The organism is Spiroplasma attinicola (genome assembly GCF_023509825.1).
Classification (GTDB): Bacteria; Bacillota_I; Bacilli_A; order Mycoplasmatales; family VBWQ01; genus Spiroplasma_D; species Spiroplasma_D attinicola.
The window spans coordinates 38480-64882 of sequence record NZ_JAKQXY010000001.1; the positions used below are offsets into that span (position 1 = coordinate 38480).

The window sequence follows — 26403 nt, forward strand, 5'->3', positions numbered from 1 at the left end:
AATTGTTGTTCGGGCTATAAAATATTGATCACATTTCTATCCCTAAAGTCACCCTTTTAAAACTTTAACTGCTACGCAATCAAAAGGGCGGTGGGAGTTCTGTCACAATGGAAAAACAAGCAGTTTGCTTTCAGCAAACTTTTAGTACCTAACAGTTTTCAATACTTACTATAGAAAAATCTAAAACATTTTCTTTGTGATAAATCACATAAAGATATTAGGTTAAAAGTAACTCTATCTCTTGATATTTAAATGCTGTCGTTGATTACGTTGAATGGAATTACTAGCTTTAGGTTTATTGATTTTTTGTTTTTCAGCAAGATATTTTTTATAACATTGATCGCTATATTTTTCTACTTGTAAAGTTAATGTCTTACCACTTAAAACTTCTTGTGTTTTAACATATTTCCCAATGGCATCTTTAATGCTAGTCATAATCTCATACATATAATCTTCAACAAGACCTAAAGTATATAGCCTCTTGAGAATATAATCATGATTATTAACATCGATTTTAATACCTTTTGATTTTTCAGCTGGTGTTAATCTAAATAATTGTGGATGAATATATTTCTTAGCAATTCATACTGCTTTGTTTTCATCAATTTGAATTAATATTGAGATTAATAGAGTTAATTTTATTATCATTATTTACTCTTTTTAATAATGCTTCAATTGATGATCGAGCATCCTTTTTAGTTTTAAATTTTTGATAAGCATCTCTTCAAATTCTAATAACTTCATTATCACTAAAATTTTCTTTAGTTAAAAACTTCTTTGCTTGCTTCTGTGCTTCATCAATCATACTTTGATACTTTTCTTGATTTAATAATGAGTTATTGATGTCATAACAAATAACAACACCAATTTTAGCTTCAGGAAAAACATCTCAAAAATCTTTTTCAATAATAAATTTTTTCATTTTTGCCTTTCAATTATTTTTTATGCAATAAACTTAAAACTTCTTGTTGCTTTTAATTCAGAAAGAAAATGAGAACGATAAGGTTCTTTAATTTTAGCAACTAAATTTCTAATTCCATCATTCTTAATTCGTTTTGTAACAATTTGTAATTGACCACAATCAATAAGAGCGTTTTCATTACAAATGATAACATCACCAACTTCAAAATATTCTTGGTTTGTTGCTCTAACCTTAATCTTGTCAACTTCATTTCTAATAGGACTAATAAACAAATCTTGTGCTAAATCAGGACGAACAAAATGATTTTTATCATCAAACAAAATTTTCCGCTCTACTTCAGAAATATCTTCAATTATATCTACTGCTAAAGTTACTTTTTTTTGGGCAATATTAGTAATTAACTTTAATTCTGTTTCGGAAACAAATTGATTAACAATAATAACATCTGTTCCTAAAGCAATTAGATGATGAATTTGAGCACTTAAAGGTCAATCACGATGAATTTCAAGGCTACACCCTTGTTTATCGCTAACAAATCCAGCAAAAGGAATATTATTAATATGACTTTCATATTGATTAATTAAATACTGATCAACACTAGCTGCAGTATATCTTTGTTGATAAAAATTATAACAACTAATAACATTCTTATTATTAATTCGATATTCTAAAACTAATTTATCTAAATTAATTAAATTATGACTGCCATTAATAATTATTTTAAATTCTTGGTTATTATAAGTTAATTTAGTTTGGGTTGTTAAATCAAATGCCTGATCACATTTAATTCCTGCTAAACCTTTGTTTTTAAAGAAATTAATTAATTCCTTTGTTTTTTTATAAGTTAAATTGTAATTTTCTAAAAACTTTTGATCAATTGTCGCATAAACAAACATTTGATATTTTTTTGCTAATTGTGTTACTTGAGCTAATTTTTCTCATAGTTCTTGATTATTAGCAAAACCAACTAAACTAGTAAAAATTAATTGTTTTTGATATTTTGCTAATAATTCAATATAATTAGTTAATTGTGCTTTTGTTGCTGAATGTAAATCAACTGAAAAACCAAAAAGACTCATAACTTTGCTCCTTATTACTTAATATGATTTTGTTAAAAGTATTTGTAAATTAATCAATTATTTTTTTGATAAAACAACAATACAATCACCTGATTTAATTTCAATTGTTGGCTGTTGATTCATTTTTAAATCAAATTCATTACTAATAGCTAAAACATCTTGATTATTAATAATAATATCAGTTCCTGAGTAGTATTTGCAACCCGTAAAGTTATAAATAACTTTTTGATTGTTAAGACAAAAAAAAGAAATATAATGATATTTCAAAAGATTTTTTGAAAAAATAAATTTACTCTTTGCTTTTAAAGTAAAAAGATAATTTTCTTGATCAATTAAAATTGGTTGGTATTGTTGATATTTTCGTAAAAAATTAATTTGTGCCAATAACATATCTCAACGATTACCATTAGATATAATGATAATTTGTTGAAATGGTAATTTTAATTCAAGTGCTGTCGTAATTGCTAATTCACTATCAAGATAATCTTTTGCTTGATTAACTTTGAAAATCTTAAACTTAGCTTTTTCTTGTGCTTGATTAATTAATTGTCAATCTTTGTCATTAATACTATCAAAATCACCACAAACAAAATTAATTGGTAACTTATTTTTAATTAAAGCAATTGTTCCTGATTCAACACCAACATAAACTGGTTGAAAAAATTGTTTTCAATCAACTAAAATATCACGACAAACAATAACCAATTGCGAATTTTTATGCATTATTTTCACATTTTTTCTAATTGTTCAGTAATTGATGTTTGATTATTAAGTAAATAACTACCTGAAACTAAATAATCAGCACCCGCTTCAATACATAAAGCAGCAGTACTATCATTAATACCACCATCAACAGCAATGATTGGTGCTTTGAAATTTTTTGTGACTAAATATTGTTTTAAAGTTTTAATTTTTTGATAAGAGCCAGTAATAAATTTTTGATTACCAAAACCTGGTTCAACACTCATAATTAAAACATAATCTAAATTTGCTAAATAAGAAAAAAGAACTTTAATTGGTGTTTTTGGTTTTATTGCTAAACCTTTTTTAAAACCAGCATTCTTTCAATTAATAAACTCTAATAATTGTTTTTTATTCATTGCTTCATAATGTAAAGTAATACTATTAACTCCTGAAATAATAAAAGGTTTTAAAAAGTCTTTAACTTTAACTTTTGGCTTTAATTGCATCATTAAATGACAATCAATCATAACTGCTTTATCTTTTAAATAATTACTAACATCAGCAAGAATTTTTGGGCCAAAAGATAAATTAGGAACGAAATTATTATCCATAACATCAAAATGCAAAGCAGGAATTTTAGCAGCAATAATTCGATCAAGTTCATTTTTTAAATTTAAAAAATCAGCTGTCAAAATACTAACAGCAATTGTCGTATCTTTTTCCATATTTTACCTTTCATCTTTTATTACTAATGTAAATTAATAAATTCTAATAAGATTTTACAATAATCTTGGTAAAAATATTTATTTAATTTATCATTTAAATTTTTAATAACGGCACATCCAGGTTCATTTTGATGTAAACAATTATTAAACTTACACTTATTAACATATTCTTTAATAACAGGAAAATTTAATGCTAAATCAAACTTTGTTAAACCTTGTAATTTTAAAACCATAAACCCAGGACTATCGGCAATAATTCCATCTAGTAAGAAATAAAGTTTCGTTGTTGTTGTTGTATGTTTACCATGTTTTAAAGTAAGAGAAATTTCATTAGTTGTTAAATTCAAACCTGGTTCTAAACTATTCAACAAAGAACTCTTACCAACACCTGAAACTCCTGTTAACAATGAAAATTTGTTTTTAAAAATTGTTCTTAATTCTTTAATCCCAACTTGATTATTATTGGAAACAAAATAACAAGGATATTTTAATGCTTGATAATATTCAATTTTCTTTCAAACTGAATCAGTTTTTTTAACTAAATCAGTTTTAGTAAATACTAAAATAACATCAATTTGATAAAAATTAAACAATGTTAATAATTTATTTAAAATCAAAGTATTAAAAGTTGGATTTGTTAAAGCATTGACAATAACAACTTGATTAATATTAGTAATTCTTGGACGATACAATTCATTGGTTCTTGGAAAAATTTTTTCAATAACTGCTTGATTATCATCAATCATCGTTAAACCAACTTGATCACCAACTAATAAAGCACCATTCGTCTTAATTTTTTGTCTAATATGCGCTTGATAGAATTTATCATTAACTTTAACATCAGCATAATTATTAGCAACAGCAATGACAATACCTTGTTTTAACTTCATAAATCACTCCTTTAAAGTTTTATAATATGATTAAAGCACAATAATTAATATCGCAGCAATAAGAATTAAAAAAATTAATGAACTTATGAAAACTAAAAATCATTTTTTTAAAAAGAAAGGTAAAAAGAAATTTAAATTATTAATTTTGATTCCTTTATTTTTAATTATTACTTTTTGTTTATTAGATAAAGGTTTTTCACTTCGACGATTAGAATTTAAACAAGATAATAAATCTTGTGCCATTTCATTAATGGTTTGATAACGATTTTTAGGATTTTTGCTAGTAGCTTTAATAATAACATTTTCTAAACTTTGAGGAATTTTTTGATTATAATCACGAATTAATGGCATTGGTTCTTTAATATGTTTGTTCGCTAGTAGTTGAGGATTTTTATGAAAAAATGGTGGTCGACCTGTTAATAATTCATATAAAATAATTCCTAAAGAATAAATATCACTTTGGACTGTTGCTGGTTCAAATTTAACAACTTCTGGAGCAATATATTTCATTGTTCCAACAACTTGATGAGCATGTTTTTTAACTTCCTTACCATCAATCATGGCAATTCCAAAATCCAAAACTTTAATTGCGCCATTATCAGTTAATAAAATATTATCGGGCTTTAAATCACGATGAATAATTCCAACTTGATGACAAGCATTAACACCTAATAAAATCTTTTGCATAATATTTAATGTTTCATTGACACTTAAAACTCCAATATTACTTAAATATTCTTTTAAAGTTTTGCCTTTTAATAATTCCAATACTAAACATCAATTTTTTTGGTCAATAAAAATATCATAAACTAAAATAACATTAGGATGTCTAATTCGTGATACGGCTTTAATTTCTTGTAAAAAGCGTTCTTTATTCAAATCATCAATCTTATTAGTATCTAGGTTAATAATTTTAATTGCAACACTACGATTTAAATATAAGTCTTCCGCTTGATAAACCTTTGCCATTCCACCTGCGCCAATTTGATTAACAATTTGATAACGATTATTTAATTTTTTAGTTATTTCTTTTGTTTTCATAATGCACCAATTATGTTCATTCACTAGGTAAAAATTGATAAACTTCCGGATTTTCAGCAAAAAATTGTAATTCATCATCAATTTTTTGCTGTTCAATTTCTTGATATAATTGCCTTAATTGTTTTTGAATTACAATTAACTTATCTGGTGGTTTACTTTTTTGATCTCAAGTTGCAAAAATTTTTTTGCCTCGTCTCAACAACTTATGATATTTGCGTTTTAAATTTTTTATTTGCTTTTTTTGTAATCTTTTAAACATAAAAATCAAACCTTCTTTAAAATATTACTAATATACTACTTATATTAATATAAATTTTATTAACAAGTTTATTTTTGCTTAAAAAGTAATTATTTCATTCTTAATCTTTAACTAACATTAATATTGCCGATAAATTATCAGTTGAAACATTATTTATTGCTTGTTTAATTAACATTTTAACTTTTGCTTTTAAACTATTATTTTTTTCTAAAATGTGAGTAATTTCTGTTTCTTCTAAAAAGTCATGAACACCATCACTTGTTAATAAAAAATACGATGGAGTTTCAAATGATAAATCAAAAATATCAATTGTTAAATTTTTAATTGGTCCTAAGGCACTTGTTAATGCTTTTCAATAAGTTTGATTAACATCAACATCTGCTACTTGTTTTGGGTTATTTTTTAAATATAAATTTAAAATATTGTGATCTGAAGTTAATTGTTTTAAACCTTGATTATTAAATAAGTATATTCTTGAATCACCAATATTAACTAAATAGGCTTTACGATTAGTAATTAAGGTAATTACCATTGTTGTACCCATATCATTTGCTTCTTCATTATTAAGACTATATTGATTCATAGCTGACTGAATTTTAAGAACACTGGTATTTAATCATTGATGTACTTGTTCATCAGTTTGTAATCTTAATCATTTTGTTTCATTAAAAAATTCTTTTAATAAAGACACTGCCATTGAACTCGCAATATCACCACAACTATGACCACCTAAACCATCGCAAACAACAGCTAAAACTTGACCAGTTTTATTTTTTAAAAATAATAAAGAATCTTGATTATTTTTTCTAAAAGTACCAGTATCTGTTTTATAACTAGCTATGATATTCATATTTTTTTAAAACTCCCATTATCTTTTTTTCAGTTTTTTAACTATTTTTAATTATATAGTAATTTAAATAATAATTTGCTTTTTAGCATCAGACAAAGAAAAAAATTTCTAATTAAAATAAAAAAACTCTTATCGTTTATAATAAGAGTTTCTTGTTTTAAAGTATTACTATCTTAAACGATAAATACTACTTTTTGATTTTCTAAACAGATTAAATTTCTTTTCTTCTAAAATTTCACGATAAATTTCATCACGATATTTTACACAACCATTAATTACATCATATAATGGCTCTGCTGAACAACGAACTTCAAATTCATCACCTTCATAAACTTCATCAGAAACAATGTTTCCGTGTTCGTCATAAGCTTCTAAATGATATTCTTTTGAAAGTTCATCTTGAATGAATTTATCAATTCCTCTGATGTAAGCTCCACCACCTGAAATTGTGATTCCTTTACCTAATTTTTTCAAATCAGCAACTGATCCAAGTGCTTTTTCAGTAGAAATTCTTAATACTTTTCTAATTGCTGGAATAATATGTTCACGGAATTCACGTTGCATTACTTCACGAATTTCTTCTGGTGTAACATAAATTGTTTTAGAAATTGCTAACACTTCTCCTGATTTTGCACTATCTTTAGGAATTAATAATCCACTAACACGATAAGGTTGTTCATTTGGTCCAGGAACTAAAGAAGCAATTGCTTTCTTTAATTCTTCAGTTTCTTTCAATCCAATATGAACAGCTTTAGTTCTAAGAATATGTTCACGGATTTTTTCTGTTAAGTAATCACCGGCACAATAACTTGAAGTTGAATGTAAAATTGAATCTTTACTAATTACTGCAATATCAGTTGATCCTCCACCCATGTCAACAGACATAATTGAAGTTCCAAAAATATCTTGTCCGGCACCTAAAGCTGACATTTTTACTTCTTCTTGAACAAAACCACGACTAGCTCCTAATTTTGTTACAATACTTTCTAATGCTGCTCTTTGTACAGGATTAATATCACTTGGTGTTGCCATAATTACAATTAACTTTTTCTTTGTTGCTTTTGAAATTTTGAAATGATCAAAAATTCTAATAAGAATTCTTTCTAAAGCTTGTGGATCGGCAATATTACCATCACGAACTGGTCGCTTAATAATAATATTTTCATTAGTCTTATCAACTAAAGCTTTAGCTTCTTCACCAAAATAAACACGATTTTTTTCATAATCTTCAGCAATATAAGAAGGTTCATCAAATCTTAACCCAGTATTAACATAACGAGCTTTCATATTTTCCGTACCAACATCCATACATAATCATTCATATCCTGCAATGGAATCATTAAAAGTACGGCTTTTTTTAATTTGTCATTTTTTAAATTGTGTCATTTTTTAAAATTCTCCTTCCCTATCTACTTGGTCTAATAAATTCTTTATCATATAAATCATTTTTATACATTTCGTAAATCTCTGTTCCTTTAATTACAGAATGCTTTGGTTCAGGAGCAATGATAACTTTTTCAAGGTTTAATCTTTGACTTAAATACACATCAATGTTCTTTAATAAAGAAGTACCACCTGTTAAAATTAAACCATTTTCTTGAATAACTTTAGCAAAACTTGCTGCAGAACGAAGAATAATTGATTTACAAAGATCAACAATTGGTTCAATTGATTCAATAATAATTTTTTGAATTTCTGCCTTTTGTAAAATAATTTTTGTTGGAGTACCAGTTTTTAAACTTTTACCATAAATAGTAATTTGTTTATCAATTTCTTTTAAGTCATCACGACCTTCAATATTAATTCCAACTTCAATTTTAATATTTTCTGCTTGTTCTCTAGTAACTGAAACATAATGCATATCTTCTAAATACTTTTGAATTGCACTATCAATTGTATTACCAGCCACATTAACTGAATCTTGAACAATAATGTCACCAGTAGCAACGATTGAACAGTCAGAAGTTCCAGCTCCAATATCAAGTAAAAATGCGCCTTGTGAATCTCAAATTGAAACTCCAGCTCCAATTGTTGCTAACTTAACAGCTGGCATAATAACAATTTTTTCAGCATTCATAACTTTACTAAAGTATTCGTATCTTCTAAACTTTTCACTAAAACTAGGAATTCTAGCAGGTTGCTTTCCGTGTAATGCTTGTCTTAATACATCTTCATCTAAACGATAAATTTTAGATGGAACTGCTACTAAAACAACTGAATTCTTTCAGAAACTACCTCGTTTTCAAATTTTCTTGTTATTAACTTGAACAATATTAACAAAAATTTCTGTTAACAATGCAATCAAAGCATTAACATCAGAAATTACTCCGTTTGCTAATGGTTCTCTAACAAGTTTGTTAACTGGTGTTTTATCACGCATAGTTAATGCTTCTTCACCAATAAATACTTGACCACTTTCATTATCGAAAACAATAATAGAAGGTTGGTCATAAACAATTTGATCATTAACTTTAACAATCAAATTTTTTGTTCCTAAATCAATAGAAACCATATTAACATTTTTCATCAGACATTCTCCTTTCTAAAAATTTCATAGAATGTTTTTAATATATTACTTTTAAAAAAATACTGTAACAAGTCTTTTATTTAAAAAAAATCAGAGTATAATTTATTACCCTAACACTATATTTTAATTACATTAATTATTAAAATTATCAATAATTATTTAATCTCAAATTAAATAAAAAAACAATTTAGTAAAATTGCTTGAGTTTGTAAATTCATTTAAAAAAATTTTTTAAAATTTTTTAATTAAATTAATTTTTTTAAATAAAGAATGATTATAATTAAGAAAAATATAATAAAGGAAACAAATCATGACAATTTTTATTGCAATTATTGGATATTTAGCAGGTTTTTTTGGAGTAATTGCTTTTATTCCTCAAACAATTAAAACTATTAAAACAAAAAATACTAAAGAAATTTCTTTAAAAGCTTATATTATTTATAATTTAGCTAATTTTTTATTTTTATTATTAGCAATTCTTTCGATTGTTTTACCAATTATGCATCCAGAAAATGCTGCAATAAGTCAAATCATTATTTGAAGTATTACAATAATTCTTCCGTATACTGTTACTATGATTGGTGTTTCTTGTATTATTTTCATTAAAGTTCAAAATATTCGTAAATTTGGTGAATATGCTAATAAAAGTAAAAAACAAATTAATCAAATTGAACTAGAATTAAACCAAGAAATTGAGGAAATAAATAATGTGATTTAATAGCATCTTAAATAATCAAGAAAAAATCAATTCAAGTCTCTTTTGATTAGTAATGGGAATTGGTTTCTTTGGTACAGGCATTGCTATTATTGCTTTTTTACCACAATCACTAAAAACTCTTAAAAGTAAAAAAACTAATGGTGTATCAGTGCTTACTTTTAGTTTTTATACTTTAGCTAATAGTCTCTGATTTATTTGAGGAATTTTAGATTTAGTTTTTAATGGTAATCAAGATTTAATTACAATTTTAAAAGATTCAATTGTTATTGCTGCTAATGTCCCTTGTGCTTTATGAGCAGCAATTATTCTAGCAATTAAAATTCATAATATTTATTATTATGGTGAAGATTGTAAAAAATGAAAAGGCAAAAAAAATCAAAATGATATTTCTCAATCAAACATTTATGAGATCATGAAAGATAGAAAGGATTAATTTAATATGCAAATAGCAATTTATATTTTAAGTGGCATTGGTTGTTTATTAACAGCAAGTATTTTAATTCCACAAATTGTGAAAGTTATTAAAACAAATAGTGCCAAAGACATATCAACAATTATGATTACGATTAATATTTCAAGTTGTATTTTTTGAATTGTGGCAACTAGTATGCAAATTGCAACTGGATTTAATGAATTGCAACCAGCACTAATTGTTGTTAATTCAATTAGTTTAACTTGTGCTGTTATTCTATTAACATTAAAATTATTACATAATAAGAAAGGAAAATAGCAATAAGTCTTTTTATTTTAAAAGTTAAAATTATCCTAATCAATGTTTTAAAAACTATAAGTTATAAGTGCAACACTTACCTTAAAGTTTAAATAAATGCTTCGTATCGATTTTTGGAAGATAAATATCGAAAGATTTCACGAGGCATTTTTATTTATTTCATTAAAAATATTTTGTACTTCTCTTTCTTTGAAAATATCAAAATTAGTTTCTTTAGCAACATGAGATGATAGCTATAAAATAGACAGTAAAAATAAAAAGTTAATTGTAGTTTTTTCAAAATTTTTTTAATTTCATAGCATATTCCATTGCTGCTTGACTCATCTGATGCATTCAAAATATCAATTTAATAAAATTTTGTCATTTTTAATTTGATTATAATGCTTTTTCATTTCTTTTTTAATAACTTTATAAATTCACTTTTTAATTTTATTCAAATCATTATTATTATAATTCATTATCTTTTTAAAGATATTAGCTTCATACTTTATTTGTTGTAATGTTTTCTTTTCTGAACCAAAATTGATTCATAGTCAAAAAACATATGCTGGGTCTTGATACTTTGAACCAATACTAACATTATCTCAATCAATAATCTTTTTAACATGTAAATTTTGATCAAAAATAACATTAACAGGACTTAGATCACCATGAACAATATATTTTCTTTTATATTTTATTTTTTGAATATTTTGAATTGTTATTAAAATTTGAATTAGATGTTTAGTATTAGTTAATCCAATTTTTACAAAAGTATAACCATTAATCACATCATAACAAAGTCAATCTCGTGTAATAGTTAAAATTGGTAAGTATTGATTATTATTAGTTTGTAATCAATTAAGAATATTTTGGGTTTTACGATTTAGTTTTACATATTTAAAAACTTTATTATCACTAATTAATATTTTGTTATTTGATAAACCATTACTTTTAAAGTTTTTTGATACATTTTCTAACATTTTTATTCTTCTCCAAACATCAAAAATAAAGATAAAATAAACTTTCTAATTATTTTACATGCGAAGTTGATTTAAATAAGATAAAATTTGAGAAAATTAAAAATAAATTAATTTTATGATATTTTTAATTTCTCTTGAAATTATGTTTTTGTTTCTTTTAAAGATATAACTGGACTTGTAATTGCAATTTATAGTTTTTAAAACATTGATAATTAATTTATATAAAAAAATAATTAATGTTAAAATTACCTTAAAAGAAAGGAACGAAAATGGAAAAGAGTTTACAAACGGATGTCGTAAAAATTACTAATGTTACTAAAAAATATAAAGATAATTTAGTAATAAAAAATCTTAATTTAACAATTCCTAATCATGCTCGGATTGCAATTGTTGGACCAAATGGTTCTGGTAAAACAACACTTTGTGAAATGATTGCTCAATTAAGAGTACCAACTAGTGGTGAAATTACTTTAAAAGAAAATTTAAAAATTGGCATGCAAATCCAAGAAGCAAAATATCCTCGTGGAATGACTGCTTGAGATATTGTTAATTATTATTTAAAAACTTATCGTTTAACAACATCAGTTGCCGAGATTCAAAAATTATTATATTTTCTTGACGCTGAAACAATTATTGAAAAACCAATTAGCAATTTATCTGGTGGTCAACAACAAAAAATTAATATTCTCTTAGCTTTAATTATTCAACCTGATTTATTAATTTTAGATGAACTAGCAACTGGTCTAGATTTAGAAGCACGAGAAAGAATTTATCAATTATTAGAAAAAGAAGTATTAAAACGAAAAGATTTATCATTACTAATTGTTTCACATAATATGAATGAAATTGAAAAATTTTGTCAACAATTAATTTTTATGTTAAATGGTGAAATTATTGGGATTTTTGAAATAAAAGATATTATTAAGCAATATCATAGTGTTGAAACATTTGTCAAAGAAAAATTTAAAGCTTACAAAATTGGCATGTATGATAAAGCAGTTGTGACACAAAAATTACAAAAAGTAAATACTGGAAAATGAGCACAAGCATGAGAAAAACATTTAAGTAAAACAAAAAATAAAGCAAATAAAAATAATAAAAAAAATGATAATAAATCAAAAGAAAAAGGTTCTAACGATGAATAATCAAGCAAATCAAATTAATAGCTGATCACTTTTAGGTTTCTTTATGAGTTTTTTAAAACGAAATAAAGCCGTTATTGTTTCAATGTTTGTTTTACCATTACTTTTTATTCTTATTCTTGCTCTTAACTATAAAAGTATTCTTTCCCAAGCAAATGGCATCATGACAATTTTAATTTTATGATTAATTCAGTCATCATCATTTGCCTTACAAAGTTTTTTAGCAATTCTATTAGATTTTAAACAATCAATTATTTTTCGCAGAATTGGTTTAACAAGAATAAAAAAAATCAATTTCTTAATTATGTCATCACTATTTAATTTAATTTTAATGATAATTTCTAATATATTTATCTTTTTAGTTGCAATAATTTTATTATTGGCTTTTCATAAAACTGCAATTATCAATTCAATCTTCATTTGACAATTGGTTTTAGTAATTTTAGTAACACTTGCTTTTTTAGTTTTATTTACTAGCATTGCTTTAGTTATGGCAGTATTTATTAAAACTAGAACAGGTCATACCATTTCTTCACTAATTGTTACTTTCTTAATTACGATTCCTTTATTTATTTTAATCTTTTTCTTAAATTCAATTACTAATTCTGACAATGGTTTATTTGTGCAAGTTAGTTTACCAATCTTACTAGCAATTTTCTTTGGTATTTTTATTGGTGTTAGTTTAATTAGTGTTTTACTTTATTATATCGCCTGAAAATACTTAAAATGATATGAATAAGAACTAAAAGAACTTCCAAAATCGGAAGTTCTTTTTTTAATAACTATTACTATTTTTTACTTGATTAGTAACAATATTAATGCCATTTGAAGTGCCAATTCTTGTTGCTCCAGCAGCAATCATTGCTAACGCTTGTGCTTGAGTTCTAATGCCACCAGAAGCCTTAATAGCAATGTTTTTGGCAATATGCTGTTTCAATAACTTAACATCAGCAACAGTTGCTCCACCATTGGCAACAAAGCCAGTTGAAGTTTTAATGAAATCTGCTTTTGCTTCACTCACTAACTTACAAGCAATAATTTTTTCTTGTTCTGTTAATAATGCTGTTTCAATAATAACTTTTAAGATAATATCTTTAGAACAAACTTGCCGAATTGCTTGTAATTCTTGTAAAACATAATTAGTTTCTTGATCTTTTAAAGCACCAATATTAATAACAACATCAATTTCATTAGCACCATTAGCAATTGCTGTCTTAGTTTCAAAAACTTTTGTTGTTGTTGCATTAGCACCTAAAGGAAAACCAATTACGGTACAAATTTTAATCTTAGTATTTTTTAATTTTTCAGCACAGTATTTAACATAATATGGATTAATGCAAACTGCTTTAAATTTATAAGTTTTAGCTTCGGCAATTAAAGTTTCAATTTCTTGAATTTTTGCATCTGCCTTTAATATTGTTTGATCAATATATTGATTTAAATTATTAATCATTTTTATTCTTCCTTAAATTTTTATTTCTTTAATAATGAGTGATAATTAACAACCGATAAAAAATAAAGTGGTGCTGTTTCAGCTCGTAAAATCGTCAAACCTAAACTAATATTAGTAAAATTTAAAGTTTTAAAACTAGTTAATTCATCAGGGCTAATACCACCTTCTGGACCAACAACAATTGTAATACTATTAATATTTGTTAAGTTTTGAGTTCAATCTTGAAAATTTTCATTTTCATAAGCAAGAAAATTAACTTCACTTTGATATTGTTTTAAATCTTCAATATTTTTAACTACTGAAGTAACTTCAGGAATGATATTACGATTAGCTTGCTTTGCTGCTGCTTTAGCAATTTTTTGTCAGCGTGCAACTTTTTGCGTAATTTTATTATTAACAATACTAACACAATATTTTAATTGAATTGGCACAATCTTATTAACGCCTAATTCAACAGCTTTTTGAATTACTAAATCAAATTTTTGTTCTTTTAACAAAGCCATTACTAAAGTTACTTTAATTGGTAACTCATTATTTTCTTTTAATGGTTCAATAATTTGACAAATAACATTAGGCATTAAGGCAACAATTTTTGTTAAATATTTTTCTGCTTGAAAATTGACAATTATTTCATCATTAATTTGATGTCGTAAAACTTTAATAATATGTTTACTATCATCAAGATCTAATACTAATTGTCCTTTTTTATTTTTAATTGTCGCAAAATAAGATTCCATTATTCACCTCAATTAATTATAATTGTAAATTTAGAATTTAAAAAAACTAAATCTTTATTGTGATACTAAAGACAATAAATCTTGTCTTTCTTTTGTTGTCAAAATACGATAATCACCTGGTTTTAAACCTGTTAGATTAAGATTGCCAATTGCAATTCGTTTTAATGTTAAAACCTTGCTGCCAACACCTTTTAACATTCTTTTTACTTGATTTTTATAACCTTGATGAATTGTTAAATTAATTATTGTTGTTTCAGTTTGGAAATCAGTTTTAATAACTTTTACTTTTGCAGGTGCAGTAATAATCATTGCTTCAATTTGAACACCTTTTGTTAATTGCTTAATTTGTTCCTGACTTAATAATCCTTGACAAGTAACTTGATATACTTTATCAATTTTATATTTTGGATGTAAAATTTGATTACTAAAATCACCATCATTAGTCATTAATAATAAGCCAGAAGTATCAAAATCTAAGCGACCAACGGGATAAATCCGAACTTTAATTTTTGAAAAATATGGCATAATTGTTGGGCGATTTCTTGGATCATTTAAAGTAGTTAAACAATTAACTGGTTTATAAAAAATGAAATAAAGATAATCATTAAACTCTAAAATTTTATTATTAATTTTAATAACATCATTTGGTAAAACTCTAGTACCTAGTGTTGTCACAACTTGGTCATTAACTTTAACCTTACCAGAAGTAATTAACAATTCTGCTTTTCGACGAGCAATATAACCAGCATTAGCAATAACCTTTTGTAATCTTTGACCTTGATTATTTTTTGTCATTAGAGTAATTATAAATCTCCTGTTCAATCTCTAAATTAAAGTTTGGTAATTCAGGTAATTGTGCCAAAGATTCAAGTTGAAAGTGATCCATAAATTCATCAGTAATAACATAAAGATATGGTCTTCCTGGTAATTCACTTCTTTCAGATTCATTAATAAAATTTAAACTTTTTAATTTATTAATGATACTATCGCAATTAACACCTCTAATTTCTTCAATTTTAGTCTTTGTTACTGGCTGATTATAAGCAATAATTGCCAAAGTTTCTAAAGCAGCTTGTGATAAACGCGTAATTGGCTGAGCTTTTAAAACTTGATAATACTGATGATGTTCTGGCTTAGTTGTTAATTTATATAAATTACCTAACTTAATAATTGTTAAACCTGAAGTTTCATCAATATCTAATTTTACTTGTAATTGTTCAACTAAGGCGATAACCTTATTTTTTTTCTTAACTAAACTTAAATAAAAAGCAATTGCATCAATATCCAACCCTTCATTACCAGCAATAAATAATAATCCTTGAATAATCGCCATTAATTGTAAATCAGATAACTTCTCTTTTTTAAGTTCTTTGGTTTCTTGCATTAATTTCTTTCTCTCCTTTAGTTTTTACGAACTTGATAATTAACCTTTATACTTAACCATAATTGAACCAAAATTATCTTTTTGTTCAATTATTAAAAATTGATGTTTTGCTAAATCTAAAATAGCAATAAAGGTAATAATAAAATAGTGTAAATTTAATTCCGCTACTAAAAATAATGATTCTAACTTAATAAATTCGCCTTTATGTTTTTTAAGAATATTTTTGATTTCCAAAGCTCGGTCTTCAGTTGAAATTAAATTCAAATTTAAATTAACTGATAATTTATTTTCTGCTTGTAATTGCTTTCATAAATTTAGCATTGCTTGACTTAATTGATTAATATTATTTTTTGCTAAAATTGGAACTTTTTGTTCATCAGTAAAGTATTGATCTAAATCACTAGCATCTTTCAAAAAGATTTTTTGTCGATCTTGAGCTTGCTTAACAAAATAGCCAGTTATCTCTTTAAATTTTTTATACTCCAAAATCCGAGCAATTAATTTTTGGCGATTAATTTCTGCTTCATAATCACTATCAATTTCATCATCTTTTGGAACTGGTAATAATTGCTTTGATTGTAATTCTAATAAATATGAAGCAACTGGTAAATATTCACTAATAATTTCAAGATTAAGATTTTTATCTTGAAAAATAAAAGCAAGATATTGTTCTGTTACAACTTGTAAATCTAAATTTAAAATATCTAATTGTTTTTCTTTAATTAAATGTAATAATAAATCAATTGGCCCTTGAAATGATTCAATATCAATCATTAATTCTTTCATTTGTTACTACCTTTTCTGAAAATAATTTAGATTCTCCTTACTAATTATATAATAAATAAAGCTGACAATTTTGAAATTTAAATTTTAAAAAAGTCATTATTAACAATAATGACTTTTATTTTTAATTAATTATTAATTTGAAGTTGTTGTAGTTGTTTTAAGGTTTAATCTTAAATCACCAATTGATGACAAAATACTGTCATTACCAATGGTACAAGAAAACTGAACATTAATAGTAAAATAACCATTATTAGTTCCATCACTATTAGGATCATCTGGATCTGTTTCAAGGACAAATTGACTTGAATTTGCATTAGGAAATGTAATTGCATCTACTGTTCAAGCACTACCCATTGTTGCACTTGGATAAATCTGACTAATAAGATCAAAAAGCTTTTGCGCTACTTTTGCAGTAAAGGTTTTACCATCACCATCATAAGTACTTAAAGTATCACCAGGATTTGGCAAGGTACTATTTGGAAGATCACTATTAATAAATCATAAAGCATCTGGTCCTTGATTTAAAATCCCTGAAATTTGATTAGTAGCATCACTAAATCTTTGTCTAATTTTAAGACTTGTACTTGTCAAACTACTTAAAGCAATATCATGTGAAAAAGCATTTTTATCAGATATTTCCAAAGTTAAATTTTGTAAAGTACCATTAATGACACCAATTGTTGCTGTACTATCATCTGGATCAGTAATTTCTGAAACATCAGTTAAATTATAAATAGTTTGATTTTGACCTGCAGTAATCGGTAAAACAGTAAACTCTAATCCTTCAACATCAATTATTGGGTCATCTGAACTAAATAAAGCATCTTTTAAACTAGTAGCAATTTTACCGTAAACATTCTTTGCTTCATTGTCATCACTTGATAAATTATTTTTAAATAAAGTTTGAAATTCAAAAGACTCTGTTCGACTATTTAAATAAGTTGTTAAATAAGTTCCAATCGCATCAATTCTTGTTTGTGGTGATACTGTATCATTAGTAATGATAACAACAATTGGCACAGAACTAGTCAAATTTTTAAATGATAAATCAGCTGTTAAATCAATTTTTGCTTCAACATCTGCTCCATATTTAGCAGAAAATGCTGTGTCAGATTCTACTGGTTTATTTGTACCAGTTGTATCATCAAGTTCATAAGTAGTTTTAACATTACGAATATTGACTGAAACTGTTTCATAAGGTCAACTTAAATTACCAGATTTTATTAAACCACTATAATGATTACTAATGATAGTTCTGACACTAGCATTAATAGCATTATAATTACTTCCATCATTAGGAATATTAATTAAACTTAAATCTGCATTCATCTTAAAGGTTTGGTTTGCCATTACGACACCTTCAGCTGAATTTAAAACATCACGATCTGAAAAATTACTTGAATCACTAGATGAACAAGCAACAACACTAACAATTGGCATTGTTGTCAATGTTGATAATAATAAAAACTTTAAATATCGTTTCACTAAAAAACACCTCATACTTATTAAAGCAAAATTTATTATTATTATACTAATGATTTTATTAAATTACATTATTATTTCCAAAATTAATTTTGATAATTTTGGTTTTTCTCCTTTAATAGTAAAAGTCTTTAAAGCTAATTCTTGAAATTCCTTTTCCCTAGTAATTTCTTTATTAGTATGTAATTCCATAATAACTTGATTTTTTTTAACTTGATCACCATGAACTTGTTTTAAAATAATTCCCGCCAAAGGATCAATAATATCATCTTTAACGATTCGACCTGCTCCTAATAAAACTGAAAGTTCACCCAAAAAATAAATATTATTAAAATCTAAATAACCTTCATTATTTGCTTTAACTAACAAAATATGTTTTGTTGCTGGTAACTTATTAAGATTTTTAATGTAATTCAAATCACCACCTTGAGCAACAACAAAATCATAAAAAAGTTTTAAAGGTTTTGGTGAGTTAAAAGTCTTAATTACTTGATTTTTTGCTGCTGCTAAAGTTAATTTTTTATTACTTGCTGCTAATGCTAAACCTGTTAAGTTAACAACTAATTCTTTTAAGTCATCAGGACCTTGATTTTCTAAACTCGCAACCACTTCTTTTAATTCTAAAGCATTACCAATTGCTCGACCCAAAGGTCGATTCATATCACTAATAACAACAATAACTTGTTTGTGAAAACCTTGACCAATATCAATCATTAAATTAGCTAGTTTTCTTGCTGCTGCTAAATCTTGAGCAAAAGCACCGGTTCCACATTTAACATCTAACAAAATTAAATCAGTACCAAGCGCAATTTTTTTACTCATAACACTAGCTGCTATTAACTCTAAAATATCAATTGTCCCTGAAACATCGCGCAAAGCATAAAGTTTTTTATCAGCAGGAACTAAATTAGCAGTTTGTCCTGTAATACTAAAACCAACTTTATTAATTGTCGCAATAAATTCTGCTGTTGATAATTCAGTCTTAAAATTAGGAATTGCTAATAATTTATCAATTGTGCCACCAGTAATTCCTAAACCTTTCCCTGACATTTTACATACTTTTAAACCTAAACTCGCAGCAACAGGCGCAAAAACTAAACTAGTTTTATCACCAACACCACCTGTTGAATGCTTATCAACTTTAAAACCTTTTACTGCTTTTAAATCAAGTGTTTGCCCAGAATTAAGCATTGCTTTAGTAAAAGCAATTAATTCTCGTTTAGTCATTCCTTGAAAATAAACTGCCATTGCTCAAGCAGTAATTTGATAATCAGGAATTGTCCCGTTAGTAATCCCTTGAACTAAAAATGTTAATTCTGAATCGGTCAACTCTAAGCCTTGCTTCTTTTTCTGAATTAAATCAATCATATACATTTTAATTATTGTTCTCCTTTAACTAGTATTTTATTTTTTAACTCCAATTTGTTTTAACTCATCATATAATAATTGATTTTTTTCATTGCTCCATAAACCAAATCTTTCATTAAAAGAAGTAAGTAAAGGATATGGAAAATTAAGATCTACCAATTTTTTAATGCATTTAAAATAATCATCTTTTAATGGTAAAACAACATTTGTTATCTTTTGTTTTCATTGTCTTTTATATTTAATTCCTGAATAAATATCATTTAATTCAGGAGCAATAAAAGCATAAATACCCCCAACTCCAACATCATCAATAATATTTTTATTAGGATTAGGAAATTCAAAAATCTTAATATGTAAAACTAAATGTTCTAACAAATTACAATAAACTAATCGATCTGCTCTTTGATAATCAAATGGATTTTTTATTGCTCACTCTGGAGTAGAAAGTAAAATTGCTTTATCTTCATCAATATGATGAAGATACAATCCTTCATTTGTTCGCGTATTTCCTCTTGAATTTTGAGTACACCTTTCATTAACAAAATAATCTTTTGGAACATTGCCATATTTTGTCTTAAGATAATTAGTACATTGATCGTAATTCATCAACAATAACTTTTCAATCTCAGTCACTTTTCCCCTTAAAATCCTTTTCATTTTTATTGTTTATCGTATTAATTATTTATTAACTTAATATATTTATTATAAGTAAAAAAGTTCTAGATTTTAAAAAAACTAGAACTTTTTATCATAAATCATAACTTAAAATTAAATTTTAATCACCAAAAATTGTTCCACTCTTACCAGCAATTGCATCCGCTGCTTTTTCTAAGTTAGCAATGATTGCTTTACGACCTTTTTTACTACTAATAAACTTTTTTGCTGCTTGAACTTTTGGCAACATACTACCTGCTGCAAATTGATTTTCAGAAATATATTGATCAACTTCGGCACTATTTAATTTATCTAATGCTTTTTGATCTGGTTTACCATAATTAATCATTACTTTATCAACAGCTGTTAAAATAATTAATTGATCGGCATCAAGAATTTCAGCAAGTTTTTCGCTAGTAAAATCTTTATCAATCACAGCATCAATTCCTTGATAACCGGCATTAGTTTTAATTACAGGAATACCACCCCCACCAGCAGCAATGACAATAAAACCATGATTAACTAAATCAGCAATAACATCTTTTTCAATAATATCAATTGGCTGTGGTGAAGCAATAACTCTTCTTCAACCACGATTAGCATCATTTTTTACTGTTCAATTATATTTCTTTGCTAAAGCTTCTGCTTCATCTTCTTGATAAAATGGACCAACTGGTTTGCTTGGATTAGAAAAAGCAGTATCATGAATATTAACTAATGTTTGTGTCACAATTCCAGCAACATTCTTTTTAATTTTTCTTTGTTGTAATTGATATTGAATTGCTTGTTGTAAATGATAAGCAATATAACCTTGTGACATGCTACCACACTCAGGAAAAGGCATAACGGAAATACTTTTATCATTTTTATTAGCAATATTAAAACCTAAATTAATCATTCCCACTTGTGGACCATTCCCATGACAGATAATTAAAGTATTACCTCGTTCAACAATATCAACTAAGTATTTAGCAGTTTTTTTGACAATTTCTTTTTGCTCTTCAGGATTATTTCCCAAAGCATTACCACCAAGTGCCACAACAACTTTTGCCATATTTTCTCTCCTATAATTTTAAATTTTTTGATTGCTTAATTAGAAAATTGAACCACCAATTAAACTTCCTGCTACGATTAAAACAACTGCAAGACCAGTTAAAATTAATAATAATGGTCAAACTCCTTTTAATAATTTATCATAACTAACACGAGCAATTGCTAAAGCACCCATAACTACTCCTGATGTTGGAGTGACTAAATTAATAATTCCTGTCGCAAAAGAAAATGCTGTAATTGCTCCTGAACCAGTAACATCACTACTTGGCATTGTCATTAAGACTGGTCCCAAAATTGGGAAAATTGCCGTAGCAAAACCACTTGATGACGGTATTAAGAATGACAATGGTAAGAATAGCAAGAGTAAAATTACCATTAAACCAATTGTATTTAAACCAGTAATTACTTTTGATAAACCATTAACAATTAAATCTTGCATATAAGTTTTTTCTAAAATAACACTAATTCCTGCAGCCGTAGCAATAACTAAACAAACACTTAAAATATCAGCAGCACCGGCTAAAAACTTATTAATAAAATCAGCTTCACTACGAAAATTAATAAATCCTAAAATCACTGCTGAAAGCAAGAAGAAACCACCAACATCTCCTAAACCACCAACCCCAAAACCAGGGATAAAAGCAGTAATTCAAGGAATATGTTTATTCATTCAGGCACCAGCGTTTTCAAATTTAGTTGTACCTAAAATTGAATCTCAACCAATTAAATAAACAATCATAATAAGTAAAGTTAATCCAAAAATTGCTAAAGTTGTTTTCTTTCTTCAATCCATAACAATAACTTCATTAGCACTTTGTAAAAAATATTCTTTATCGGCTTCAGCAGTAGCAAAAGTAACTGAAACACTACTATTCTTTTTAACTCTCATTGCATAAATCATAACAAAAGCAATTACAACAGTAGTTAAGATTAATCAACAAATTAATCTTCAAACAATACCATCACCAGCACTAATATCAAAAGAACCAGAACCATTAATCGCATTAACAGCAACAGTAATAATAAATGGATTAACAGTTGAACCCATTACGCCAACACCTGCACCAAGTAAAACTATCATTAATCCAGTAAAACTATCAAATCCAGCAGCAATCATTAACGGAATCATAATCATATAAAATCCTAATGATTCTTCAGCTAACCCTTCAGTTGAACCTAAAATTGAAAAGAAAACCATAATAAAAGGTATTGCTCAAATTTCCTTACCTTTTAATTTTCTCGTAATTACTTGCGCTGAGCCAATTAATGATTTAGAAACTAATACAACATTAATGAACGCACCAAGCGCTAAAATGAAAATAATAATATCGGATTTATTAATAAATCCTTGAATTGGAACTCAAAATAAATCAACAATTCCAGCAGCACCAATTTTGACTGTCTCTGAAGTATTAGCATCAATATTTTTATGAGTTGTTGTAATTCCAATCCCATTTAAAATTCATGAAACAACAATCAAAATGAAAATAATAATCAATAAAATTGAAAATGCCGAAAGCATTTTAAATTTAAACGACTTTTTTTTTGGTTGTTTTGGATTTTTGATTTCAGTTTGTTTAGCTTCTGTCGCCGTCATACTACACCTTTCACATTAGTAATTTATTAATTAATCACCGATTGTTGCAACCATTACCGCTTTAATAGTATGTAAACGATTTTCAGCTTGATCAAAAACTTTTGATTGTTTTGATTCAAAAACTTGATCAGTAACTTCAAAGTCGTTACGATTAAATTTATCACCCATTTCTTTACCAATCTTAGTATCTTTATTATGATAAGCTGGTAAACAATGTAAGAAAATTGCTTTAGATTTTGCTTGATCCATAAGCTTTTTATTTACTTGATAAGGACTTAATAAGTTAATTCTTTCTGCTCAAACACTTTCAGGTTCTCCCATTGATACTCAAACATCAGTATAAAGAACATCAGCATTTTTTGCTGCTAACAATGGCTTTTCATTCAATTCAATTTTTGCTCCAGTTGATTTAGCAATTTCTTGACATTTCTTTACTAAATTAGGATCAGGTCATTGAGCTTTTGGAGCACAAGCAACAAAGTGTAATCCCATTTTGGCTGAACCAATCATTAAAGAATTACCCATATTATTTCTGGCATCACCAAAAAATACTAATTTAACACCCTTTAAATCATTATTAACATGTTCTTTAATTGTTAAAAAGTCAGCTAAAATTTGTGTTGGATGATAAGAATCAGTTAAACCATTTCACACTGGTACTCCAGCATATTTTGCCAATGTTTCAACATCAGTATGTTTTGAACCACGGAATTCAATGCCATCATACATTCTTCCTAAAACTCTTGCTGTATCAGCAATTGTTTCTTTAACTCCAATTTGTGAACCACTAGAACTAATGTAAGTAACATGAGCACCTTGGTCAAAAGCACCAACTTCAAAAGCTGATCTTGTTCTTGTTGAAGTCTTTTCAAAAATCAGGACAACATTTTTATTACGCATTCTTTGTGTTTCAGTTTTTGCTTTTTTTGCTTTTTTTAAACTCATTGATAGTTCTAATAAATAATTAATTTCTTCTGGCGTAAAATCTAATAATGTTAAAAAATTTCTACCTTTTAAATTTACTGGCATTACTTTGCTCCTTTTGTGTTATTTTTCAAGTTCTTCTCTAATTAATGGCATTGACATACATCTTGGACCACCGCGACCACGAGATAATTCTGAAGAAGGAATTGTTAAAACTTTAACTCCTGCTTTTTTTAATAATTCAATTGTTACATAATTTCGTTCATAAGCAATTACTTTACCTGGAGCAAGGGTAATAACATTTGTTCCATCATTTCATTGTTCTCTTCCAGCAGCAATTTCATCATCACCACCACATTTAATTAATTTTACTTTCTTACCAACTAATTCTTCTAAATATACTTGTAAATTCTTTTTAACTCTTTTTTTACCATCATCTTTTGTTATTTCTCAAATTTTGAATTGATCAATATAGTCAAAAATTAATGGATGAACAATAAATTTATCATAATCAATATTAGTAAAGACAGTATCTAAATGCATAAAAGCACGAGCTTTTGGTAAATCAAGAATAGCAATTTTTTCAAAAGTTGCTTTAGGATCGTTAAAAATTCGCTTTGCTACTTTCTTAATTGCTTTCATTTCTGTTCTTTGTGAAAGACCAATAACTAAAGTTGTTTTATTTAAAACCATAATATCGCCACCTTCAATACTATGACGGTCTTTACGAGTATAATAAAATGTTATTTGATTAGCAAAACGACTATTATCTCTTAAAACAAAATCACAAAAAAGGGTTTCGCGATTTCTTGTTTCAGCTCACATTTTATGAATTGTTGCTCCATTACCAATACTAGCAAATGGATCTCTTTGGAAAAGAATATTTGGCAAAGGTTCAGTAATAAAAGGATCACCATTACTATTTTTAATTTTTAAATCATACTTTTTAGTACCAGCAATCATCGTTTTAACCATATCTAAATTCTTTTTCTTGCTAATAAAAGTACGATATTTCTCACGATATTTTTTATTTATTTTTGCTTCTTTAATAAAGCGATTAATAAAATCATCTCTTCATTGTGGATTTTCATCTAATGTTTTTGCTACTAATTCTTCAATATATAAAACTTCAACACCATTTGCTTCCAAGTGAGCTTTAAAAGCATCATGTTCTTCAGCAGCAACTTTTTGATATGGAATTTCATCAAATAGTAATCTTTCTAATAAATCTGGTGTTAAATTTTCAAGTTCTTGTCCTGGTCGATGAATTAAAACTGACTTTAACTTACCAATCTCTGAAAAAACATTAATTGGATTACTCATATATTTTCACTCCTCAATTTTCTTTTCCTAACTTCTATATAACACACAAATATAGAAATAAAAAATAAATCTTTTACATATTAATTTTAATGGTTTTAAAAAAAAGATAGTGAAAAATGCTTATTATAAAATAATTATATTTTTTTTAATATTTTCTTAGTATTCGCAAAATGATATTTTGTATGACGAAGTAAAAATTTCTTAATGTCTTTATCAAAAAGATCTTGGTGTTGGACAAAAAATTTATCAACTTCAGCACCTGCTCCTAAAGGAATCCGAACTTCTAACTCAATTGATATTTTTTTAATTTCTTCCAAAAATAAATAACGACTAATAATAGCACTACAAGCAACAGCAAGAAATTTATTTTCTGCTTTAATCGTAAAAAAAACATTATCTTGAATAATCTTATTTTTATTTGCTGCCATATTTTCTAAATATTGATAGTATAACTTGCGATCAACAAATTGATCAATAACAATTTTTTTATACTGATTTTTATGTTGTAACATTTTTACTAAAACTTGATTGTGACCTCAAGCTTTTATGACATTAGCATTATAACCTTCAGCAATTCATTGATTATACTTGCGATTATTAATAATAACTGATTCAAAAGTAACAATTTTCATAATTTGATTAGCTAAAGGATAAATTGTCTTATCATTCAATGTTTTTGAATCTTTAACATTCAATAATCGTAATTTTTCCAACATTGCTGAACTTATATAACAACTAGTAATAACAATTGGGCCAAAATAATCACCAGTTCCAACTTCATCATTGCCAATAATAGATTTTTCTTTTTCATCAAAAATATATCAGTAATCACGATATTCACGAACAATTTCTTCTAAAGGCCCCTGAAATAAAACTTTATTATGGTACAAACTAATTGTTAAATTATTATATTTATAAACTTTTTCAACATGAACATTTTTATTATTAACTTCATAAGGAAGGTAATGATTAATTATTTTAGCTTTTTCTTCTTTTTCCAAATAAAAAACCATTATCATTTACTCCTTATCGCACTTTGATATTTTTATTATATAATAAAAGCACAAGAAAAATTATTATTTCCCCAGATTTAAAAACAATTAAGGAGAATTA

The 26403-nt window shown here is 26.1% G+C and carries 30 protein-coding genes; 5 read left to right on the top strand and 25 right to left on the bottom strand.

Annotated elements, in window-relative coordinates; all coding sequences use genetic code 4:
* Positions 1–234: 234 nt before the first annotated feature.
* The 11 genes from LT335_RS00195 to LT335_RS00245 all read right to left on the bottom strand — a co-directional run bounded on the left by LT335_RS00195 (position 235) and on the right by LT335_RS00245 (position 8977).
* Positions 235–648 (bottom strand): hypothetical protein, encoded by a 414-nt coding sequence (locus tag LT335_RS00195; RefSeq protein WP_249727642.1) that lies wholly within the window; start codon positions 646–648, stop codon positions 235–237.
* On the bottom strand, positions 575–922 hold the full coding sequence (locus tag LT335_RS00200; RefSeq protein WP_249727644.1) for a hypothetical protein: 348 nt from the start codon (positions 920–922) through the stop codon (positions 575–577). The genes LT335_RS00195 and LT335_RS00200 overlap by 74 nt, the downstream gene beginning before the upstream one ends.
* Positions 923–942: 20 nt before the next feature.
* A complete protein-coding gene (locus tag LT335_RS00205; protein WP_249727646.1) occupies positions 943–2001 on the bottom strand; it encodes a MupG family TIM beta-alpha barrel fold protein in 1059 nt (352 codons plus the stop codon).
* A 57-nt stretch (positions 2002–2058) separates the two neighbouring features.
* A complete protein-coding gene (locus tag LT335_RS00210; protein ID WP_249727654.1) occupies positions 2059–2724 on the bottom strand; it encodes a thiamine diphosphokinase in 666 nt (221 codons plus the stop codon).
* Positions 2724–3410, bottom strand: coding sequence for a ribulose-phosphate 3-epimerase (locus LT335_RS00215; protein WP_249727656.1), 687 nt, complete (start codon positions 3408–3410; stop codon positions 2724–2726). Before LT335_RS00215 ends, LT335_RS00210 begins: the two co-directional genes overlap by 1 nt.
* A 23-nt stretch (positions 3411–3433) precedes the next feature.
* Complete coding sequence (gene rsgA / locus LT335_RS00220; protein ID WP_249727663.1) at positions 3434–4300, bottom strand: ribosome small subunit-dependent GTPase A; 867 nt, start codon at positions 4298–4300, stop codon at positions 3434–3436.
* Between the two features lie 30 nt (positions 4301–4330).
* Positions 4331–5341 (bottom strand): serine/threonine-protein kinase, encoded by a 1011-nt coding sequence (locus LT335_RS00225; RefSeq protein ID WP_249727665.1) that lies wholly within the window; start codon positions 5339–5341, stop codon positions 4331–4333.
* 10 nt (positions 5342–5351) lie between these two features.
* Complete coding sequence (locus LT335_RS00230; RefSeq protein ID WP_249727666.1) at positions 5352–5600, bottom strand: hypothetical protein; 249 nt, start codon at positions 5598–5600, stop codon at positions 5352–5354.
* A 100-nt stretch (positions 5601–5700) separates the two neighbouring features.
* Complete coding sequence (locus LT335_RS00235) at positions 5701–6450, bottom strand: PP2C family protein-serine/threonine phosphatase (RefSeq protein WP_249727668.1); 750 nt, start codon at positions 6448–6450, stop codon at positions 5701–5703.
* 168 nt (positions 6451–6618) lie between these two features.
* Positions 6619–7836, bottom strand: coding sequence for a rod shape-determining protein (locus tag LT335_RS00240; RefSeq protein ID WP_249727670.1), 1218 nt, complete (start codon positions 7834–7836; stop codon positions 6619–6621).
* A 19-nt stretch (positions 7837–7855) separates the two neighbouring features.
* Positions 7856–8977, bottom strand: a complete 1122-nt coding sequence (locus LT335_RS00245; RefSeq protein ID WP_249727672.1) for a rod shape-determining protein — start codon at positions 8975–8977, stop codon at positions 7856–7858.
* Between the two features lie 310 nt (positions 8978–9287).
* On the opposite strand from LT335_RS00245, the gene LT335_RS00250 reads away from it, so the two are divergent.
* The 3 genes from LT335_RS00250 to LT335_RS00260 are packed head-to-tail and all read left to right on the top strand — an operon-like array spanning position 9288 to position 10425.
* Positions 9288–9695 carry an SWEET family sugar transporter gene (locus tag LT335_RS00250; RefSeq protein ID WP_249727683.1) on the top strand — a complete coding sequence of 136 codons (408 nt, stop codon included), beginning with the start codon at positions 9288–9290 and terminating at the stop codon, positions 9693–9695.
* A complete protein-coding gene (locus LT335_RS00255; protein ID WP_249727688.1) occupies positions 9685–10128 on the top strand; it encodes an SWEET family sugar transporter in 444 nt (147 codons plus the stop codon). The genes LT335_RS00250 and LT335_RS00255 overlap by 11 nt, the downstream gene beginning before the upstream one ends.
* A gap of 6 nt (positions 10129–10134) precedes the next feature.
* The gene (locus tag LT335_RS00260; protein ID WP_249727690.1) at positions 10135–10425 is read left to right on the top strand and encodes a PQ-loop domain-containing transporter; all 291 of its coding nucleotides are present in this window, start codon (positions 10135–10137) and stop codon (positions 10423–10425) included.
* 287 nt (positions 10426–10712) lie between these two features.
* Here the strand turns inward: LT335_RS00260 and LT335_RS00265 are convergent, their stop codons facing one another.
* Complete coding sequence (locus tag LT335_RS00265) at positions 10713–11387, bottom strand: phosphotransferase (RefSeq protein WP_249727692.1); 675 nt, start codon at positions 11385–11387, stop codon at positions 10713–10715.
* 269 nt (positions 11388–11656) lie between these two features.
* Here LT335_RS00265 and LT335_RS00270 point away from each other — a divergent pair, with 269 nt between their 5' ends.
* The gene (locus LT335_RS00270) at positions 11657–12532 is read left to right on the top strand and encodes an ABC transporter ATP-binding protein (protein WP_249727697.1); all 876 of its coding nucleotides are present in this window, start codon (positions 11657–11659) and stop codon (positions 12530–12532) included.
* The gene (locus LT335_RS00275) at positions 12525–13268 is read left to right on the top strand and encodes a hypothetical protein (RefSeq protein ID WP_249727699.1); all 744 of its coding nucleotides are present in this window, start codon (positions 12525–12527) and stop codon (positions 13266–13268) included. The genes LT335_RS00270 and LT335_RS00275 overlap by 8 nt, the downstream gene beginning before the upstream one ends.
* Positions 13269–13304: 36 nt before the next feature.
* On the opposite strand, the gene deoC is transcribed toward LT335_RS00275, so the two are convergent.
* The 13 genes from deoC to rnhC form a co-directional block, all read right to left on the bottom strand.
* Positions 13305–13982 (bottom strand): deoxyribose-phosphate aldolase, encoded by a 678-nt coding sequence (deoC, locus tag LT335_RS00280; RefSeq protein ID WP_249727706.1) that lies wholly within the window; start codon positions 13980–13982, stop codon positions 13305–13307.
* Positions 13983–14002: 20 nt separating this feature from the next.
* Complete coding sequence (locus tag LT335_RS00285) at positions 14003–14719, bottom strand: RsmE family RNA methyltransferase (protein ID WP_249727708.1); 717 nt, start codon at positions 14717–14719, stop codon at positions 14003–14005.
* A 54-nt stretch (positions 14720–14773) separates the two neighbouring features.
* The gene (locus LT335_RS00290) at positions 14774–15514 is read right to left on the bottom strand and encodes a pseudouridine synthase (protein WP_249727710.1); all 741 of its coding nucleotides are present in this window, start codon (positions 15512–15514) and stop codon (positions 14774–14776) included.
* The gene (gene scpB / locus LT335_RS00295; protein WP_249727711.1) at positions 15501–16103 is read right to left on the bottom strand and encodes an SMC-Scp complex subunit ScpB; all 603 of its coding nucleotides are present in this window, start codon (positions 16101–16103) and stop codon (positions 15501–15503) included. The genes LT335_RS00290 and scpB overlap by 14 nt, the downstream gene beginning before the upstream one ends.
* Before the next feature lie 39 nt (positions 16104–16142).
* A complete protein-coding gene (locus LT335_RS00300) occupies positions 16143–16889 on the bottom strand; it encodes a segregation/condensation protein A (protein WP_249727713.1) in 747 nt (248 codons plus the stop codon).
* 132 nt (positions 16890–17021) lie between these two features.
* Positions 17022–18374: a hypothetical protein gene (locus LT335_RS00305; RefSeq protein ID WP_249727715.1), complete on the bottom strand. Its 1353-nt coding sequence runs from the start codon at positions 18372–18374 to the stop codon at positions 17022–17024.
* Between the two features lie 63 nt (positions 18375–18437).
* On the bottom strand, positions 18438–19745 hold the full coding sequence (locus tag LT335_RS00310) for a thymidine phosphorylase (RefSeq protein ID WP_249727721.1): 1308 nt from the start codon (positions 19743–19745) through the stop codon (positions 18438–18440).
* Positions 19746–19775: 30 nt separating this feature from the next.
* Positions 19776–20372: an SAV1803-related protein gene (locus LT335_RS00315; RefSeq protein WP_249727727.1), complete on the bottom strand. Its 597-nt coding sequence runs from the start codon at positions 20370–20372 to the stop codon at positions 19776–19778.
* A gap of 142 nt (positions 20373–20514) precedes the next feature.
* On the bottom strand, positions 20515–21447 hold the full coding sequence (gene arcC / locus LT335_RS00320; RefSeq protein ID WP_249727730.1) for a carbamate kinase: 933 nt from the start codon (positions 21445–21447) through the stop codon (positions 20515–20517).
* 39 nt (positions 21448–21486) lie between these two features.
* The gene (locus LT335_RS00325; RefSeq protein WP_249727732.1) at positions 21487–23043 is read right to left on the bottom strand and encodes a YfcC family protein; all 1557 of its coding nucleotides are present in this window, start codon (positions 23041–23043) and stop codon (positions 21487–21489) included.
* A 30-nt stretch (positions 23044–23073) separates the two neighbouring features.
* Positions 23074–24072 (bottom strand): ornithine carbamoyltransferase, encoded by a 999-nt coding sequence (gene argF / locus LT335_RS00330; RefSeq protein WP_249727733.1) that lies wholly within the window; start codon positions 24070–24072, stop codon positions 23074–23076.
* Between the two features lie 18 nt (positions 24073–24090).
* Positions 24091–25290 carry an arginine deiminase gene (locus LT335_RS00335; RefSeq protein ID WP_249727735.1) on the bottom strand — a complete coding sequence of 400 codons (1200 nt, stop codon included), beginning with the start codon at positions 25288–25290 and terminating at the stop codon, positions 24091–24093.
* A 134-nt stretch (positions 25291–25424) separates the two neighbouring features.
* Entirely contained in the window at positions 25425–26303 is an 879-nt protein-coding gene (gene rnhC, locus LT335_RS00340) for a ribonuclease HIII (RefSeq protein WP_249727737.1), read from the bottom strand.
* Between the last annotated feature and the right edge of the window lie 100 nt (positions 26304–26403).